General features: G+C 68.7%; 14 protein-coding genes. 9 read left to right on the forward strand and 5 right to left on the reverse strand.

The window, feature by feature from the left end:
* Nucleotides 1-37 precede the first annotated feature (37 nt).
* The 5 genes from HDA45_RS18915 to HDA45_RS18935 all read left to right on the forward strand — a co-directional run bounded on the left by HDA45_RS18915 (nucleotide 38) and on the right by HDA45_RS18935 (nucleotide 4,889).
* Nucleotides 38-853 carry a lysozyme gene (locus tag HDA45_RS18915; protein ID WP_184905789.1) on the forward strand — a complete coding sequence of 272 codons (816 nt, stop codon included), beginning with the start codon at nucleotides 38-40 and terminating at the stop codon, nucleotides 851-853.
* Nucleotides 854-1,044: 191 nt separating this feature from the next.
* Nucleotides 1,045-1,890, forward strand: a complete 846-nt coding sequence (locus tag HDA45_RS18920) for a lysozyme (protein ID WP_184897139.1) — start codon at nucleotides 1,045-1,047, stop codon at nucleotides 1,888-1,890.
* A 164-nt stretch (nucleotides 1,891-2,054) separates the two neighbouring features.
* Nucleotides 2,055-2,936, forward strand: coding sequence for a Twin-arginine translocation protein TatA (locus HDA45_RS18925; RefSeq protein ID WP_184897141.1), 882 nt, complete (start codon nucleotides 2,055-2,057; stop codon nucleotides 2,934-2,936).
* A gap of 4 nt (nucleotides 2,937-2,940) precedes the next feature.
* Nucleotides 2,941-4,047 carry a pentapeptide repeat-containing protein gene (locus HDA45_RS18930; protein ID WP_184897143.1) on the forward strand — a complete coding sequence of 369 codons (1,107 nt, stop codon included), beginning with the start codon at nucleotides 2,941-2,943 and terminating at the stop codon, nucleotides 4,045-4,047.
* On the forward strand, nucleotides 4,047-4,889 hold the full coding sequence (locus HDA45_RS18935) for a hypothetical protein (protein WP_184897145.1): 843 nt from the start codon (nucleotides 4,047-4,049) through the stop codon (nucleotides 4,887-4,889). The genes HDA45_RS18930 and HDA45_RS18935 overlap by 1 nt, the downstream gene beginning before the upstream one ends.
* A gap of 74 nt (nucleotides 4,890-4,963) precedes the next feature.
* Here HDA45_RS18935 and purL read toward each other — a convergent pair whose 3' ends face one another.
* A complete protein-coding gene (purL, locus tag HDA45_RS18940) occupies nucleotides 4,964-7,258 on the reverse strand; it encodes a phosphoribosylformylglycinamidine synthase subunit PurL (RefSeq protein WP_184905791.1) in 2,295 nt (764 codons plus the stop codon).
* Between the two features lie 119 nt (nucleotides 7,259-7,377).
* On the opposite strand from purL, the gene HDA45_RS18945 reads away from it, so the two are divergent.
* Together HDA45_RS18945 and HDA45_RS18950 are read left to right on the forward strand one after the other, a co-directional pair.
* Nucleotides 7,378-9,003 (forward strand): ABC transporter transmembrane domain-containing protein, encoded by a 1,626-nt coding sequence (locus tag HDA45_RS18945; RefSeq protein WP_184897147.1) that lies wholly within the window; start codon nucleotides 7,378-7,380, stop codon nucleotides 9,001-9,003.
* Nucleotides 9,000-10,727, forward strand: coding sequence for an ABC transporter ATP-binding protein (locus HDA45_RS18950; protein ID WP_184897149.1), 1,728 nt, complete (start codon nucleotides 9,000-9,002; stop codon nucleotides 10,725-10,727). The genes HDA45_RS18945 and HDA45_RS18950 overlap by 4 nt, the downstream gene beginning before the upstream one ends.
* 59 nt (nucleotides 10,728-10,786) lie before the next feature.
* Here the strand turns inward: HDA45_RS18950 and purQ are convergent, their stop codons facing one another.
* Both purQ and purS read right to left on the reverse strand, forming a co-directional pair.
* Nucleotides 10,787-11,464 (reverse strand): phosphoribosylformylglycinamidine synthase subunit PurQ, encoded by a 678-nt coding sequence (purQ, locus tag HDA45_RS18955; RefSeq protein ID WP_184897151.1) that lies wholly within the window; start codon nucleotides 11,462-11,464, stop codon nucleotides 10,787-10,789.
* Entirely contained in the window at nucleotides 11,461-11,700 is a 240-nt protein-coding gene (gene purS / locus HDA45_RS18960) for a phosphoribosylformylglycinamidine synthase subunit PurS (protein WP_125784867.1), read from the reverse strand. Before purS ends, purQ begins: the two co-directional genes overlap by 4 nt.
* A gap of 66 nt (nucleotides 11,701-11,766) precedes the next feature.
* Here purS and HDA45_RS18965 point away from each other — a divergent pair, with 66 nt between their 5' ends.
* Together HDA45_RS18965 and HDA45_RS18970 are read left to right on the forward strand one after the other, a co-directional pair.
* The gene (locus HDA45_RS18965) at nucleotides 11,767-12,540 is read left to right on the forward strand and encodes a hypothetical protein (protein ID WP_184897153.1); all 774 of its coding nucleotides are present in this window, start codon (nucleotides 11,767-11,769) and stop codon (nucleotides 12,538-12,540) included.
* 104 nt (nucleotides 12,541-12,644) lie between these two features.
* Nucleotides 12,645-14,228 carry a GMC family oxidoreductase N-terminal domain-containing protein gene (locus HDA45_RS18970; protein WP_184897155.1) on the forward strand — a complete coding sequence of 528 codons (1,584 nt, stop codon included), beginning with the start codon at nucleotides 12,645-12,647 and terminating at the stop codon, nucleotides 14,226-14,228.
* 65 nt (nucleotides 14,229-14,293) lie between these two features.
* Here HDA45_RS18970 and HDA45_RS18975 read toward each other — a convergent pair whose 3' ends face one another.
* Both HDA45_RS18975 and HDA45_RS18980 read right to left on the reverse strand, forming a co-directional pair.
* Nucleotides 14,294-15,796, reverse strand: a complete 1,503-nt coding sequence (locus tag HDA45_RS18975; RefSeq protein WP_184897157.1) for an aldehyde dehydrogenase family protein — start codon at nucleotides 15,794-15,796, stop codon at nucleotides 14,294-14,296.
* 33 nt (nucleotides 15,797-15,829) lie between these two features.
* Nucleotides 15,830-16,972 (reverse strand): MFS transporter, encoded by a 1,143-nt coding sequence (locus tag HDA45_RS18980; protein ID WP_184897159.1) that lies wholly within the window; start codon nucleotides 16,970-16,972, stop codon nucleotides 15,830-15,832.
* Nucleotides 16,973-16,974 lie beyond the last annotated feature (2 nt).

Genomic DNA, 16,974 nt, shown 5'->3' on the forward strand with positions numbered 1-16,974 from the left:
CGCTGATTCCCTTTTCCCGGGGGATCGTGGCGACGTGATGAGTCGCAGAGTGTGTTCAAAAGGCTGGGGGGCCGTCCTCGCGGCGGGGGTCTTGTTGCTCGCGCAGACCCCCGCCGTCGCGTGGGAAGCGGGGCCCAGATACGACGGGGCCGAGGAGCACTACGCCGGTTCACAGATCGCGCTGCACGAAGGCGTCACTGTGTCGGTGGGGCCGCTGTACGGCGGCGAAGCGCAGACGCTCGGCCACGACGTCAGCGGACATCAGGGCGACGTCGACTGGCCCGGCGCGGCCAGGACGGGCGGGAAATTCGTCTACGTGAAGGCCACCGAGGGCACCGGTTTCGTCAATCCCCGGTTTCCCCAGCAGTACAACGGTTCTTACGGCGTCGGCATGATCCGCGGCGCGTACCACTTCGCGCGTCCCGACATCTCGGACGGCGCCGCGCAGGCGCACTACTTCGTCGACCACGGCGGCGGCTGGTCCAAGGACGGCAAGACCCTGCCGGGTGCGCTCGACGTCGAGTACAACCCGTACGGCGAAACCTGTTACGGCAAGACGGCCGCGCAAATGGTCGCGTGGATGGCGTCGTTCGCCGAGACCTATTTGTGGCGGACGGGGCGGCATCCGGCGATCTACACGTCGACGAGCTGGTGGAAGCGCTGCACCGGCAACAGCAACGTGTTCTGGCAGAACCCGCTGTGGGTAGCGCGCTACAACACGGAGATCGGCGAGCTGCCCGCCAGCTGGAAGACCCACACCATTTGGCAGTTCTCGAACAAGGGAAGCCTGCCCGGCGACCAGAACTGGTTCAACGGCACGGAAGATCGCGTACGCGCGCTGTCGTTCGGCTGAACGCTCACCCCGCAGGGTGTTACAAGATCACAAAGCACCACCTAGTTGGAAATGAAAATCACCCACGCATAGTACCAATTTCACGGAAGTTAGTGACAAACCCGGCACTCGTCGTCAACAATCGTGCCCGGACGGCTACCACCTGCAAGTTAGCCGTCCTCAGCGAGGGTTATCCGTGAAGGGATTGTCGTATGCGCACTTCCCGAAGAGTCACCATCGCCGTCGGTTCCGCGCTGCTCCTGCTCGGCAGCACGGTCCAGGCGTCGGCCGCCCCGTCCCCGGAGATCATGTCGATCGAACAGGATCTCCAGCAGAACGACCACACGATCGGATCGCAGATCCGGCGGGTCGAGGGCGACACCTCCACCCCGGAGTCCAAGGAAAAGGCGGCCCGGCCGCAGCCCGAAGCCGGCGTGCTCGCGACCGTCGCGGGGATGGACGTCGCCAGCTACCAGCAGAATGTCGACTGGGCCTACTGGTGGGGTCAGGGCAAGCGCTTCGTGTGGACGAAGGCCACCGAGGGCACGAGCTACAAGAACCCGTACTTCGCCCAGCAGTACAACGGTTCCTACGGCCAGGGCTTCATCCGTGGCGCGTACCACTTCGCCCTGCCCAACGTCTCCGGCGGCGCTGCGCAGGCGGACTTCTTCGTCAACAACGGCGGGGGCTGGTCCAAGGACGGCAAGACCCTGCCGGGCGCGCTGGACATGGAGTACAACCCGTACGGCGCGACCTGTTACGGCCTGAGCCAGGCGTCCATGGGGGCATGGATCCGGGCTTTCCACGACCGCTACCAGCAGCGCACCGGCCGCTGGCCCGTCATCTACACCTCGACGAGCTGGTGGAACACCTGTGTCGGCACGTCGCAGAACTTCGGTGGCACGGTCCCGCTGTGGGTGGCGCGGTACGCGTCCTCCGTCGGCGCCCTTCCCAACGGCTGGGGCTTCTACACCGTGTGGCAGTACACCTCGAGCCCGCTCGACCAGAACACCTTCAACGGCGCCTACGACCGCTTGCAGGCACTGGCCAACGGCTGAGCTGCGCATTTCGTGAAGAAGCGGCTCTCGGCCTCGGCCGGGAGCCGCTTTCGCGCGCGAGGTACCTTCCCCCTGAAACCCCTGGCACGGGCGGATCCGGAACCAGCGCTGACCGCCGGTCGTCTGATCTCCAGCCTCAGGCCCCAGCACGGAAGGCGTGACCGATGACCTACCCACCCCAGCCAGGCCAGCCCTACGGCCAGGACCCCCAGGGACAGCAGCCCGGCGGCCCTCCGCAGCAGGGTGGATGGGATCAGACCCAGCAGTACGGTCAGCCTCAGCAGTACGGACAACAGCAGGGCTGGGACCAGACCCAGCAGTACCAGCAGCAGCCCCAGCAGGGTTGGGATCAGACGCAGCAGTATCAGCAGCAGCCCCAGCAAGGCTGGGACCCGAACGCGCAGCAGCCTCAACAGGGCTGGGATCCGAACGCACAGCAGCAGGGCTGGGACCCGAACAACCCCGGCTACCCGCAGGGTTACGGCGGCCCGCCCGCCCCGCCGTCGAAGAGCAAGACCGGGCTGATCATCGGGATCGTGATCGGCGTGGTCGTGCTGATCGCCTTCGGGGTCACCGGTTTCGTCGCGCCGGGCTTCCTGCTCGGCAAGGACGAGGGCAACAACACGGCCGCGCCGCCCGCGTCGTCGTCGAGCCAGGCCCCGACTTCCGCGCCGAAGAGCAGCCCGAAGTCGAGCGCGCCCAAGAGCAGCCCGAAGAGCACCGAAAGCGGGGGCACGGGTTCCGAAGGCAACCCGAAGGGCGTCCAGAACCTCAAGGACTTCCTGGCCAAGGTGAGTGCCGGGGACAAGGCGGGCGCGCTGTCGCTGGTCTGCGCGGACATGAAGGCGACCATGGGCGACTCGATCGACATCATGGCCCCGGCGCCGTCGCAGCTCGAGGTCACCTCGACCGCGGGCATCGGTGACGGTTTCATCACCGGTGACATCGAGGGCACGGTGAAGGGCAAGAAGGTGAGCGGCTCGGGGATCTCGTCGGACGACAATCCGGACAAGTCCTTCTGTGTCCGCAACTTCTTCGTATTCTGAGCGTATGAAGCGGTTGCTCCGCTCCCCCCTGCTCTGGACGTTCGTCGTCTCCCTCGTGCTGCTGCTCGCCGTCGGCGGCTGGTTGCTGACCGATCCGGCGACCAGCCGCAGCGAGGCGCTGAAGACCGGCGGCATCGCCGGTGGTGCCATCGTCGCGCTCTACGCGTTGTGGCTCAACGACCGGCGGCGCCGGGTCGAGGAGCGGCGACAGGAGATCGAGCGGCAGCGGCAAGAACTCGAACTGCGGCGGGCGGATCAGGACCGGGACCGGATCTCGGACGAACGATTCGCGAAAGCCGTCGAACTGCTCGGGCACGACGCCGACCAGGTGCGGGTGGGTGCCTTGCACGCGCTGGCCGGGCTGGCCCGCGGGCGCAAGGTGTACACGCAGACCGTGCTGGACATCCTGTGCTCGTATCTGCGGCGGCCGTTCGAGCATCCGCGGTACAAGGAGACGGCGAAACGCGCCGGGAACCAGCTGCCCGAACCTGGCAACGAGGAGCAGGAGCAGGAACTCCAGGTGCGGCAGACCGCCCAGCGCCTCATCGGGGAACTGCTCCCGGCCGCGGATTCCGAGGGCACGCGGGGGTACGACCTCGACCTGACCGGGGCGGTGCTGGAGTACTTCGACCTTTCGGACCGGAAGATCGGCAAGCTCCTGCTGCGCTACGGGGGTTTGTACAGCAGCACCGACCTGTCCGGCAGTGTGTTCCTCGGGCCGGTGTACCTGACCGGGGCGGGAACGGCCGACAAGAAGAAGATCGGCTTCTTCCGCTGCAATGAAGCCAAGTTCGAGCAGCGGGCGTGGTTCAGCGGAGTGCAGTTCAGCGAAGACGCCGAGTTCCGCGGCACGGTGTTCGCGGGCGAGGCGTCCTTCAAGGACAGCGTCTTCGCGAAGAACGCCGTCTTCGCCGACGCCGAGTTCAAGGGAGCACTGGATCTGCGGCGCGCGCGGTTCGAGAGCTTCAGCGACCTGAAGTTCCGCAAGGCACCGGCATCGGTGTCGTTGTACAACACGACGGTGGAACCGGCGAGGGATCACGAACTCCCGGCGGGCTGGGTCGTCGAGACCCTGCCCGACGGCCGGGCCCGGCTCACGGTGAAGGACTGATGAAGAGTCTGCTCAAATCACCACTGCTGTGGACGTTGCTGTCGTCCGTCGCCATGTTGATCGGAGTCACGGCGTGGCTGCTCACGGATCGCGCGACGAGCCGCGGGGACGCGCTCAAGACCGGCGCGCTGGCAGGCGGGGCGATCGCCGCGCTCTACGGGCTGTGGCTCAACGACCGGCGGCGGCGTACCGAGGAGGACCGGCACGAGATCGAGCGCAGCCGGATCTCCGACGAACGCTTCGCCAAGTCGATCGAACTGCTGGGCAACGACGCCGACCAGGTCCGGGTCGGGGCGATGCATTCGCTCGCGGGGCTGGCCAGGACGCGGCCGGAGTACCGGCAGACGGTGCTCGACGTCTTGTGCGCGTACCTGCGGCGGCCGTTCGACCATCCGAAGTTCGAGAGCGACACCGTGTGGGACAACGAAAACAAGGCCGAGGCCGAACGAGAGCGGCTGGTGCGGCGCGCGGCCGAAAGGCTGATCCGCGACGTCCTTCCCCACACCGGGACCACCGGGCCGACGTTGTCGCTCAACCTCAGCGACGCTCGGCTCGACCGGATCGAACTGCTCGGCAGGCGCGTCGGCTGGTTCGGCGCGGACCGCAGTGAGGTGCACTATCTCGACCTCACCGACGCCGAACTCGCCGGCAAGTTCTCGATGCGGGACGTGACGATCCACGGTGGGTTCGAGCTCGCCAGGGCGACCTTCGAGCGGAAGGTGCTGCTGGACGACCTGGTCGTCGAGACCGCTGTCGACTTCAGTGAAGCTACTTTTGCGGAGCCGCCGTCGCTTTCGGGTGTGAAGGTTCCGGACGGGTCGGTCCTGTCCAAAGAAGGCTGAAGGACGCTTTCCCCTCATGTGATGGGAGGAAAGCGTCCTTCGCCGCGTCTTATGTGGGGAAAGTCCCCTTCAGCTCAGTCGAAGAGGGCCGGAAGCGTGCGCTCCCAAGGCTCCCGAAGCTCGTCCAGGGTGAACTCGGTGATGTCCTGGAGCTCGAGCGAGCCCGACTCCGGGTCCACGACACCGGTCTTGCGCCACGGCAGGCCGCGTGCGGTGAGCATCTCGGTGAACCGCAGTTCCTCGGTACGCGGCACGGCGACCAGCACCCGGCCCGCGGACTCGGAGAACAGCTGCACGAACGGGTCCTGCTCCGAGTCGAGGAAGACGCGGGCGCCGCACTGTCCGATGAGGACGGTCTCGACGAGCGTCTGGATCAGGCCGCCGTCGGAGACGTCGTGCGCGGCGGAGATCATGCCGTCACGCGAACCGGCGATCAGGATGTCGGCGAGCAGCTTCTCGCGCGCCAGATCCACACGAGGCGGGCGTCCGCCGAGGTGGCCGTGCAGTTCGCGCGCCCAGGCAGAACCGTCCAGCTCGTCGTGGGTCTCGCCGAGCAGCAGCAGGGTTTCGCCCGCCTCGGCGCCGATACCGGTCGGGATGCGGCGGGTGACGTCGTCGATCACGCCGAGCACGCCGACCACCGGGGTCGGCAGGATGGCGACGTCACCGGTCTGGTTGAAGAAGCTGACGTTGCCGCCGGTGACCGGGATGCCGAGTTCGACACAGCCGTCGGCCAGGCCGTGCACGGCCTGCTCGAACTGCCACATCACGCCGGGGTCGGTCGGCGCGCCGAAGTTCAGGCAGTCCGAGACCGCGACAGGCTTCGCGCCACTGGTGGCGACGTTGCGGTACGCCTCGGCCAGCGCCAGCTTCGCGCCCTCGTACGGGTCGAGGAAGACGAACTTGCTGTTGCAGTCGGTGGAAACGGCGACGCCGCGGCCGGTCGACTCGTCGATCCGGATGACGCCGGAGTCCGAAGGCTGTGCGGACACGGTGTTGCCGCGCACATAGCGGTCGTACTGCGAGGTCACCCATTCCTTCGACGCCTGGTTCGGCGACGCGATCAGCTCGAGGATGTCGGCGCGCAGTTCGTCCGAAGTGGACGGTCGCGGCAGCTTCGCCGAGGTGTCGGCCTGCAGGGCGTCCTGTGTGGACGGTCGCTGGATCGGGCGGTCGTACACCGGGCCCTGGTGCGCCACGGTGTGCGCCGGGACGTCGACGACGATCTCGTCGTCCCAGGTGATCACCAGGTGCTCGCCGTCGGTGACCTCGCCGATGTCGGTGGCGATGACGTCCCACTTCTCGCAGACCTTCATGAACGCTTCGACGTTCTCCGGCGAGACGACCGCGCACATGCGTTCCTGCGACTCGCTGGACAGCACCTCCGCCGGGGTCATCCCGGTGGCGCGCAACGGAACCCGGTCGAGGTAGATGTGCATGCCGCCGTCACCGGCGGCCGCGAGCTCCGAAGTCGCGCAGGAGAGTCCGGCGCCGCCGAGGTCCTGGATGCCGACGACGAGCTTCTGGGCGAACAGCTCGAGACAGCACTCGATGAGCACCTTCTCGGTGAAGGGGTCGCCGACCTGGACACTGGGCAGCTTCTTGCGGCCACCGGAGGACTCATCGCCGGAGAAGGTGTCGCTCGCGAGCACGGACACGCCGCCGATGCCGTCGAGGCCGGTGCGCGCGCCGAACAGGATGATCTTGTTGCCCTTGCCGGAGGCGAAGGCCAGATGCAGGTCCTCGACGCGCATCGCGCCGACGCACAGGGCGTTGACCAGCGGGTTGCCGGAGTAGCTCGGGTCGAACACGAGCTCGCCGCCGATGTTCGGCAGGCCGAGGCAGTTGCCGTAGCCGCCGACGCCGGCGACCACACCGGGCAGCACGCGGCGGGTGTCGGGCGCGTCGGCCGGGCCGAACCGCAGCGCGTCCGCCACCGCGAGCGGGCGCGCGCCCATCGCCATGATGTCGCGCACGATGCCGCCGACGCCGGTCGCGGCGCCCTGGTACGGCTCCACATAGGACGGGTGGTTGTGGCTCTCGACCTTGAAGGTGACCGCCCAGCCCTCGCCGATGTCGACGACGCCGGCGTTCTCGCCGATACCGGCGAGCATCTTCTCCTTCATCTCGGGAGTGGCCGTCTCGCCGAAGTAGCGCAGGTGCTTCTTCGAGGACTTGTACGAGCAGTGCTCGCTCCACATCACCGAGTACATCGCCAGTTCGGCGTCGGTCGGACGGCGGCCGAGGATCTCCCGGATCCGGGCGTACTCGTCGTCGGCGAGGCCGAGCTCGACGTACGGCTGGGTCTGTTCGGGAGTCGCCCCGGCGCGTTCAGTGGTGTCGACTGGGATGTCAACGGTGCTGGTCACGGTGTCCACATCAGGGTTCGCCACGGCCCTAAGAGTAGGTGAGGGGTCTGTTCACCTCGCCGTCGCCCACGCATAAATCGGTCGCGCCGGTGGTGGTGATCCGCTTACCGTCGACAATCGTGCTTTCCGCCACATATCCCCTTCCGCGACTGAGGCTGCCCGCCAAGCCGACCGCCTGGCGCTACCTGGTCGCGATGATGCTCGCGCGCCCGGGACTGCTCGTCGTCTCGGCGATCAGCGGTGCACTGTGGTCACTGCCGATCGCCCTGCTGCCGGTCGCGATCGGCCGGGGCATCGACGCGATCGGGCGCGGCGACGGCGATTCGGTCTGGCTGTGGGGTCTCGCGGCCGCCGGGCTCGGGATCGCGCAGACGCTCGCGGGAACGGTCCAGCATTTCGCGTCCTACGGCTGCTGGATCCACGGTGCCGGGGTCACGCAGCGGCTCGCCACCGAGCACGCCGCGAAGCTGGGCGCGAACCTGCGGGACACGACCACCACCGGTGACGTGGTCGCGATCACCACCAGCGACATCAACCCGATCGGGGACTCCTTCGAGGTGCTCGGCCGCGCCTTCGGTTCGCTGATCGCGTTCATCGTGTGCGCGACGGCGCTGCTTACGACGTCCCCGCTGCTCGGCGTGGTCGCGCTGGTCGGCGTCCCGCTGTCGGTGGTCGGCATCGGCCCGCTGCTGAAGCCGCTGGAGAAGCGCCAGACGAAGCAGCGCGAGGAGAAGACCGAAGTCAACTCGCTGGCCGCCGACATCGTCTCCGGCCTGCGGATCCTTCGCGGTGTCGGCGGCGAGAAGCAGTTCCTCGACCGCTTCCGCCGCTCCAGCCAGCGGGTCCGGGCGGCCGGTGTCCAGGTCGGGCGCAGCGAGGCTTGGCTCGCGGCGGCGGAGATCGCGCTGCCGGGGCTGGTCACGGTGGTCATCACCTGGCTGGGCGCGCAGCTGGCGATCAACGGGACCATCGGCGTCGGCGAGCTGATCACGTTCTACGGCGTTTCGGTGTTCCTGGTGGTCCCGGTGACGACGGCGACCGAGTTCGCGGGCGTGCTGAGCGCCGCGCTGGTTTCGGCGCGGAAGGTGTGCAAACTGCTGTCCACCGAACGCACGCTCGCCGAACCGGAGAACCCGGTGCCGCTGCCGGAAGGCCTGCTGGACCTGTACGACGAGACGTCCGGGATCAAGGCAGAGGCCGGGAAGCTCACCGTCATCGACGTCGGGGCCGATGCCGAGGCGGTGGCTTCGCGGATGGCGCGGTTCACCGATCCGGATGAACCCGCCCTCGTCGGCGGGATCCCGGTGGACCGGGTCGCCCTCGGTGAACTGCGGCGGCGGGTGGTCTACGCGCACAACCAGGACATCTGGTTCTCCGGGGTGCTGCGCGAGCAGGTCACCCCCGCGGAGCCCGGCGACGTCGGGATCACCGAGGCGCTGCACGCGGCGGACGCCGAGGACATCGTGGACGCGCTGCCCGACGGCGTCGACGAGGTCATCGGCGAACGCGGACGTGAGGTTTCCGGTGGCCAGCGGCAACGGCTGAACCTGGCCCGCGCGCTGGCGACCGACGCCGACGTCCTGCTGCTCGACGAGCCGACTTCGGCCGTCGACGCGCACACCGAAGCTCGCATAACCGAACGCGTCGCGAAACTGCGGCGCGGCAAGACCACCGTCGTGTTCAGTCAGAGTCCACTGTGGACACATGTGGCCGACGAGGTCGTGAGTACGAAAGTGCCCGCATGAAAAAGCTGCCGCTGGCAGACAAGAAAGACGTCCGACGCTGGATCAAGGAGACCGCGCGGGACAACAAGCGCGAGTTCTCCGTGATGCTCGGCCTGTTCTGCGTCGCGACCGCGATCGGGCTGGCCGGACCGCAACTGCTAGGCGCGCTGGTGGACGAGGTCGTCGAAGGCACGACGACCACCACGATCACCTGGCTCGCGATCGCGTTCGTGGTCGTACTGGGCGCGCAGGCGTGGTTCAAGGGCGTGGCGCGGCTGCGCGCGCGGGTGTTCGGCGAGCGGATCCTGGCGCGCAACCGCGAGGAGTTCGTCGGGAACGCGCTGAACCTGCCGCTCGGCACGGTCGAAGCGGCGGGCACCGGTGACCTGCTCAGCCGGGCGACCACCGACGTCAGCCGGATCGACCACGCGGTGCGGTTCGGCGCGCCGGAGATCCTGATCGCCGCCGTCACCGTGGTGTTCACCGTGGTGGCGATGGTGATCACGTCGCCGTTCCTGGCGCTGGGCCTGCTGGTCGCGCTGCCGCTGCTGGTACCGGTGAACATCTGGTACCAGCGGCGGGTGCCGGACGTGATGCGGCGGATGCTGGACCGCTGGTCCGAACTGCAGTCGACCACGCACGAGACCGCGGAAGGCGCGCGGACGGCCGAGGCGCTGAACCTGACCGGCCGCCGCGTGCACGCCGGGCACGAGGGCCTCGACGCGTCGATGCTGGGCGAGCGCAAGATCCGGGCCCTGCAGATGCGGTGGATCCCGTCGCTGGAGATCAGCTACGTGCTGCCCGTGCCGGTGATGCTCGGGCTGGGCCTGCTCGCCTATTCGAACGGCTGGGAAGGGCTCGGCACGATCACCGCGATGCTGCTGTATTCGCAGGTCATGACGGGTCCGCTGAACGAGGCGCTGTTCTGGCTCGCGGACATGCAGGTCGCCGGGGCTTCGCTGCGACGGCTGCTGGGCGTGAAGCCGCCTTCCTCGGCGGCTTCGGTTTCGGAGGCTCCGCGCGGCCAGGACATCGAGGTCCGCGACGTGCGCTTCGGTTACAACGCGGACCGCGAGGTGCTGCACGGGATCGATCTGCGGGTGCCCGCCGGTGAACGGCTGGCGATCGTCGGACCGTCGGGTGCGGGCAAGTCGACGCTGGGGCGGCTGCTGGCCGGGATGTCGGCGCCGACGTCGGGTTCGGTGCGGATCGGCGGCGCCGAGGTGTCGACGCTGCCGGACGATGTCCTGCGCGGCGAGGTCCTGCTGCTGACCCAGGAGCACCACGTGTTCGCGGGGACGCTGCGGGACAACCTCACACTGCCCGCCGGCGACTGGCCCGACGAGCGGCTGCTGGCCGCGCTGGCCTCGGTCGGCGCCGCGGAATGGGTGGCCGGGCTGCCGGACGGGCTGGACACGAAGGTCGGCGCCGGGGCGGTCGCCGTCCCGGCGGCGATGGCGCAGCAGCTGGCGCTGGCGCGGGTGGTGCTGGCCGACCCGCACACGCTGGTGCTCGACGAGGCGACGTCACTGCTGGACACGGGCTCGGCGCGGGACCTGGAGCGGTCTCTGAGCGCGGTGCTCGAGGGGCGCACGGTGATCGCGATCGCGCACCGGCTGCATACGGCGGCCGCGGCGGACCGGGTCGCCGTCATCGAGGGCGGCAAGGTGACCGAGCTCGGTTCGCACGCGGAACTGCTGGCGGCCGGGGGTCCCTACTCGGCGCTGGTGGCCGCCGCCTCCTGACGCGTTCAGTCCTCTGAATGCGGTTGAGATCGCATTCAGAGGACTGAACGCAGGGAGGATCAGGCGGAGACGAGGGCGTCCACGGCGCTGTAGAACATGCCGAGGCCGTCATCGGAAGGCCCGGTGAGGGCGTCGATGGCGTGCTCCGGATGCGGCATGAGACCGACCACGCGGCCGTTCTCGCTGCGGATCCCGGCGATGTCGTTGCGCGAGCCGTTCGGGTTCCCACCGACGTAGCGGAACACGACGCGGCCTTCACCCTCCAGCTCGTCGAGGGTGGCCTGCTCGGCGACGAAGCAGCCGTCGATGTTCTTCATCGGGATGAGGATCTCGGCGTCTTTGTCGTACCGGGTGGTCCACGCGGTGTCGTTGTTCTCGACGCGCAGCCACTGGTCACGGCAGATGAAGTGCAGGCCCGCGTTGCGGATCATCGCGCCCGGCAGCAGCCCGGCCTCGCACAGGATCTGGAAGCCGTTGCAGATGCCCAGCACCGGCATGCCCTTGTGGGCGGCCTCGATCACCGAAGACATCACCGGCGCGAACCGCGCGATGACGCCGGCGCGCAGGTAGTCGCCGTAGGAGAAACCACCGGGGACGACGACGGCGTCGACACCCTTGAGGTCCTCGTCGGCGTGCCACAGCGGGACGGCTTCGGCGTCGGCGTAGCGGACCGCGCGGGCCGCGTCACCGTCGTCGAGCGTGCCGGGGAAGGTGATGACCCCGATCCGGGCGGTCACGCGTCGACCCGCTTGATGGTCCACTGCTCGATGACCGGGTTCGCGAGGAAACCCTCGGCGATCTTTTCGAGCGTCGCATCGTCGACGGAGTCGTCGACCTCGATCTCGAAGTGCTTGCCCTGACGGATCTCGGTGATCCCGGTGAAGCCGAGACGACCGGCCGCACCGAGTGCGGCTTGGCCCTGCGGGTCGAGGATTTCGGGCTTGGGCATGACGTCGACGACGACTCGGGCCACGGCAGGCTGCTCCTTATTCACGCAGGTCGTGGGTACCGCCCGAGCCTACTTCACTACGGTTGACGCATGACCTACGGGCAGTACGCGCCGCCGAAGAAGCCGAAGACCTGGCTCTGGATCACTCTCGCGCTGGTCTTCGTCCTGATCGCGGGCGGTGTCGCGTTCGCCGGCTTCGTGACACCCGGGTTCTTCAAGTCCAAGGCGGACACGAGCTCACGGGCGACGCCGGAGCAGCTGAGCCAGTCGTTCGTGAACGGCGTCTCCGAGGGTCGCGTCAGCCGGCTCTGGTGCGCGATCCGCTCGAAGCGGTCCTACGCTTTCGAGCAGCTCATGGGTGCTTCCGGGGGCGCACAGCTCAGCACACCCGCGCACCAGCGTGCGGCGCAGGAGTACTCGGCCGCGTTCACGTCGTCCGCGCAGACCGTCGGGATCGCGATGATCCCCGCTGAGGGCGGCTGGTGCGTGCGCGACGCCAAGGTCGGCGGCGAGCCCGAGCCCCTGCCGGGTGTCGAAACGCGGCCGTCGCCGCGCCCGGACGTCAAGACCGGGGAAGAAGCGGGGACCGAGTTCGTCGACGCGATCAACGCGCGTGACATCCCGGCGGCGTTGGCCGTGCTGTGCGGCGAGGTGCCGGACACGACTCGCGAGGGTGTCCAGCAGATCATCCACGGCGAGGCGAGGTACACCGTCGACAAGGCCGACGTGCTGACCACGGCCGAGCAGACGATCCTGCACCTCTCGGGCCTCGTCGACGGGGTGCAGGCCCCGGGGCGGGTCGAGACCGAGGACGGTGCCGAAGGCGGCCCCTGCGTCGCCTCTTTTTCACCCGACTCCGACTGAGCTCGCACCGATCCTTCGACTGGGGGATGCTCGGAGCGCGGCACTGGGCCAAGATGGGCCATTGGCGGAGCGCCAATACCGGGTGAGCAGCAGCAGGAGGCACCGTGGCCGATCAGGACTCCTTCGACTACGTCATCGTCGGCGCGGGCAGCGCGGGATGCGTGCTGGCGAACCGGCTGAGCGAGGATCCGTCAGCGCGGGTGCTCCTGCTCGAAGCGGGCGGCGAGGACGACGCCGACGAGATCCACATCCCGGCCGCCTTCCCCGGTCTGTTCAAGACGAAGTTCGACTGGAACTACGAGACCGTCGAACAGAAGCACACCGGAAAGACGCTGTACTGGCCGCGGGGGAAGACGCTCGGCGGCTGTTCGTCGATCAACGCGATGATCTACATCCGCGGCAACCGCGCGGACTACGACGGCTGGCGTGACGGGCACGGCGCCGAGGGCTGGGGTTTCGACGACGTCCTGCCGTACTTCAAACGGGCGGAGGGGAACCAGCGGCTCGGCGGGCCGCTGCACGGCACCGATGGGCCGCTGAACGTCGAGGACCGTCGCTTCACCCACGAGCTTTCCCACGCCTGGGTGGATTCCGCGATCGCCTGGGGTCTCAAGCGGACGGACGACTTCAACGGCGAGTCGCAGGAAGGCGCCGGCGTCTACCAGGTGACGTGCAAGAAGGGCCGCCGCTGGTCGACGGCCGACGCGTACCTGCGGCCCGCTCTGACGCGGCCGAACCTCACCGTGCGGACCCACGCGCAGGCCACGCGCGTGGTCTTCGAGGGCACCCGCGCGGTCGGTGTGTCCTATTTGGACAAAGGTGTGGAGACGACGGTCCGCGCGTCCACCGAGGTCCTGCTCAGCGGCGGCGCGGTGAACTCGCCGCAACTGCTGATGCTGTCCGGCGTCGGTCCGGCGGAACACCTTCGTGAGCACGGGATCGACCTCGTGGCCGCCCTTCCCGGCGTCGGCGACAACCTGCACGACCACCCGGCCTGCGGGATCATCTGGTCGACGCGCGGCACCACCGACCTGGTGGACGCGGCGACGCCGGGCGGTCTGGTGCGCTACCAGCTCACCAAACGAGGTCCGCTGGCCTCGAACATCGGCGAAGCGGGCGCGTTCTTCCCCGCCGCGGACGGTTCCTCGCCGCCGGACATGCAGATCCACGTCGCGCCGACGTTGTTCTACGACAACGGGATGCGCGAGCCGACGATGCCGGGCTTCACCTCGGCGGCGACACTGGTCGACGTCGCGAGCCGGGGCCGCCTGCGGCTGAAGTCGCCGAATCCGTTGTGGAAGCCCGAAATCGACCCCGCGTACTACGCCGAGTCCGTGGACATGGAGAAGATGCTGGCCGGGATGCGCACCCTGGTGGAGATCGGGAAGTCCGGTCCGCTGGCGCGTTACCTGGACAAGCCGTTCCTGCCGGAGCGCCACGACCTGAGCGACACCGAACTCGCCGACTACGTGCGCGAGAAGACGCAGACGCTGTACCACCCGGTGGGGACCTGCGCGATGGGGACGGGCGAGAACGCCGTCGTCGACCCGTCGCTCAAGGTGCGCGGGGTGGACGGGCTGCGGGTCGTGGACGCGTCGGTGATGCCCGTGGTGCCGCGCGGGAACACGAACGCGCCGACGATCATGGTCGCGGAGAAGGCCGCGGACCTCATTCGGGGCGTGCGCTGACTCGGAACTCGCGTGATTGGAGCCGGAACTCGTGAGTTCCGGCTCCAATCCCGCGAGTTACGGGGTCAGCGCTTGCCGTGCAGGACGGTGATCAGCTTCGCCACCAGGGCGTCGGTCTTTTCCTTGCGGGAGAACGAGGTCAGCACGATCGGCGCGGTGAACCGCTGCCGTGCGACGGCCTTCGGCCTGGCGAACTCGCGCAGGCCTTCCGGGCCGTGGATCCGGCCGAAGCCCGAGTCGCCGACGCCACCGAAGGGCAGCGAAGCGATTCCGGCGAAGGAAAGCGGCGCGTTGATGGACGTCATGCCGGTGCGCAGGCGGGCGGCCAGTTCGAGGCCGCGCGACTTCGAGAACACCGTCGAACCGAGGCCGTACTTCGTGTCGTTGGCCTTCTCGACGGCCTCGTCCATGTCGCGGACCTTGGCGATGGTGACCGTCGGGCCGAACGTCTCTTCCTGGACCGCGGAGGAGTCCTCGGGCACGTCCACCAGCACCGTCGGCTGCACGTAGCGGTCGCCGACCGCGTCGACGCCGCCGACCAGCGCCTTGCCGCCGCGTTCGATGGCGTCCGAGATGTGGCGCTTGATCACCGCGAGCTGCGAAGGCATCGTCACGGGGCCGTACTGCGCCGCCTCGTCCGAACCGGCGCGCACGTCCTTCGCCTTCTCGACGACCTTCGCGACGAAGTCGTCGTGCACGCGCTCGTGGACGTACACGCGCTCGACGCCGATGCAGGTCTGGCCCGAGTTGGAGAACGCGCCCCAGACAGTCGCGTCTGCGGCGGCCTCGAGGTCGGCGTCCGCGTCGACCAGGACCGCGTCCTTGCCACCCGCCTCGATGATCACCGGTGTCAGCGTCTCGGCGGCCGCGGCCATGATCTTCTTGCCCGTGCCCGTCGAACCGGTGAAGGCGATCTTGTCGACGTTAGCGCCGACGAGCGAAGCGCCGGTCTCACCGAAGCCGGTGATCAGCTGCAGAACCGGCCACTCCGGGACGACCTCGTTGAAGGCGTCGACCAGCCACTTCCCGACGCCCGGCGTGTACTCGCTCGGCTTGAACACGACGGTGTTGCCGGCGGCGAGGGCGTACGCGATGGAGCCGAGCGGGGTGAACACGGGGTAGTTCCACGGGCCGATCACGCCCACGACGCCGAGCGGCTGGTACTCGACCGTCGCCGCCTGGTTCGACATCATCAGCCCGGCCGCGCGGCGCTGCTTGCCGAGGATCTTGCGCGCGTTCTTGCCCGCCCACGCGATGTGTTCGATGGCGAGGACGCTCTCCAGCTGCGCGTCGGCGAGCGGTTTGCCGGTTTCGTCGCGCACGACCTGGCACAGCTGCGGCAGCCGCCGGGTGATGACGCCCTTCCAGCGGCGCAACCGTTCCGCGCGCCCGTTGTAACCGAGACCGGCCCACCACTCGGCGGCGTCCTTCGCGCGGGCGACGGCGGCGAGGACGTCCTCCCTGCTGTGCACCGGGTAGGTGCCGACGACCTCGTCGGTCGCCGGGCTGAGGGAATCGAAGGTCTCCCCCACGCTGTGCGCGGTCGGCTTCGGCTGGACTGCGGTCATCGACTTCTCCCGTGTCTCGGCTCAAAGCCCAGGCTACGACGTTACTGACGGCGTGCCAATAGCTCGCCTGGGGTGTGCCACCAGCATTCCACAGGAGACAAGGGCCGCAAGGACACCGAGAAGCGGGCACAGCCACACCGGCAGCACCCCGATCGCCAGCGAGCCCAGCCCGAACCCCGACGCCTGCACCGTGAAAGCCAGCGAAAAGCCCTCGGCCCGGCGCCGTTCCGGCAGGAGTTTCTGCAGGTTGACCGACGAAACGGCCATCAGCGGGCCGGTGCAGACCCCGATCAGCGCGACCCCGCCGAGCAGCCCCGCCCACCCGAGACCCGCCGACACCACGATCCCGCCGAGGACGAAACCGGCCAGGAACAGGCGCGGGTCGCCGACCTTCCCCCGCACCGCGTAGAGCGCGCTCCCGGTGATGCTCGCGGCGCACAGCACGACGATGACGATCGCCGTCGTCGCATCGGGGGCGCCGAGGCGCTGGACGAGCGGCAGCAGGCCGACCTCGATGGTCGACAGCAGCAGTCCGACGGTGAACAGCCCCATCAGCCAGGGAACACAAGCCGCGACCGGGATCGGCTGGTGCTCGAAAGTCCTTTGTGGATCACGGGTGACGACACGCCTCGGCACGAACAGGGCCGCGAGCAGGGCGACGACGGCCATCGCCAGCACCGGGACGGCCGGGCCGGACGTCGCCAGGAGCGCCACCAGGAGTGGTCCGCCGACGATGACGCCTTCGAAGATCATCGCGTCGATCGAAACGGCCCGGGGCAACTCCTCCTCGGTCACCGTTCCGGCGAGCAGTGTCCGGAAGCCGCCGCTGAGCCCGCCCGCGACCAGCCCCGGCGGGATCGCCAGCGCGAGCAGCACCAGATCCGGAGCGCCCGCGGACGCGACCGCGGCCAGCAGGAACAGTCCCGCGGCGACCAGGGACAGCATCATGACGAGACCCCGTGCGGGTCCGACGCGGTCGAGCAGCCGTCCCGTGGGCACCGCGCCGACCATCTCGGCGGCGACGAAGACGGCCATCATGATCCCGCCGAGCCGGTACGAACCGGTCGTCGCGGTGGTCAGGACGGTGAAGGCCAGCGGCGCCATCGTGGCGGGCAGCCGGTTCAGCTGCACCCCCGCCGACCAGCGCCAATACCCGGAATTGCGGAGCAAGGTCATAC

Origin of the sequence: Amycolatopsis umgeniensis, from assembly GCF_014205155.1 — a bacterium.
GTDB lineage: Bacteria > Actinomycetota > Actinomycetes > Mycobacteriales > Pseudonocardiaceae > Amycolatopsis > Amycolatopsis umgeniensis.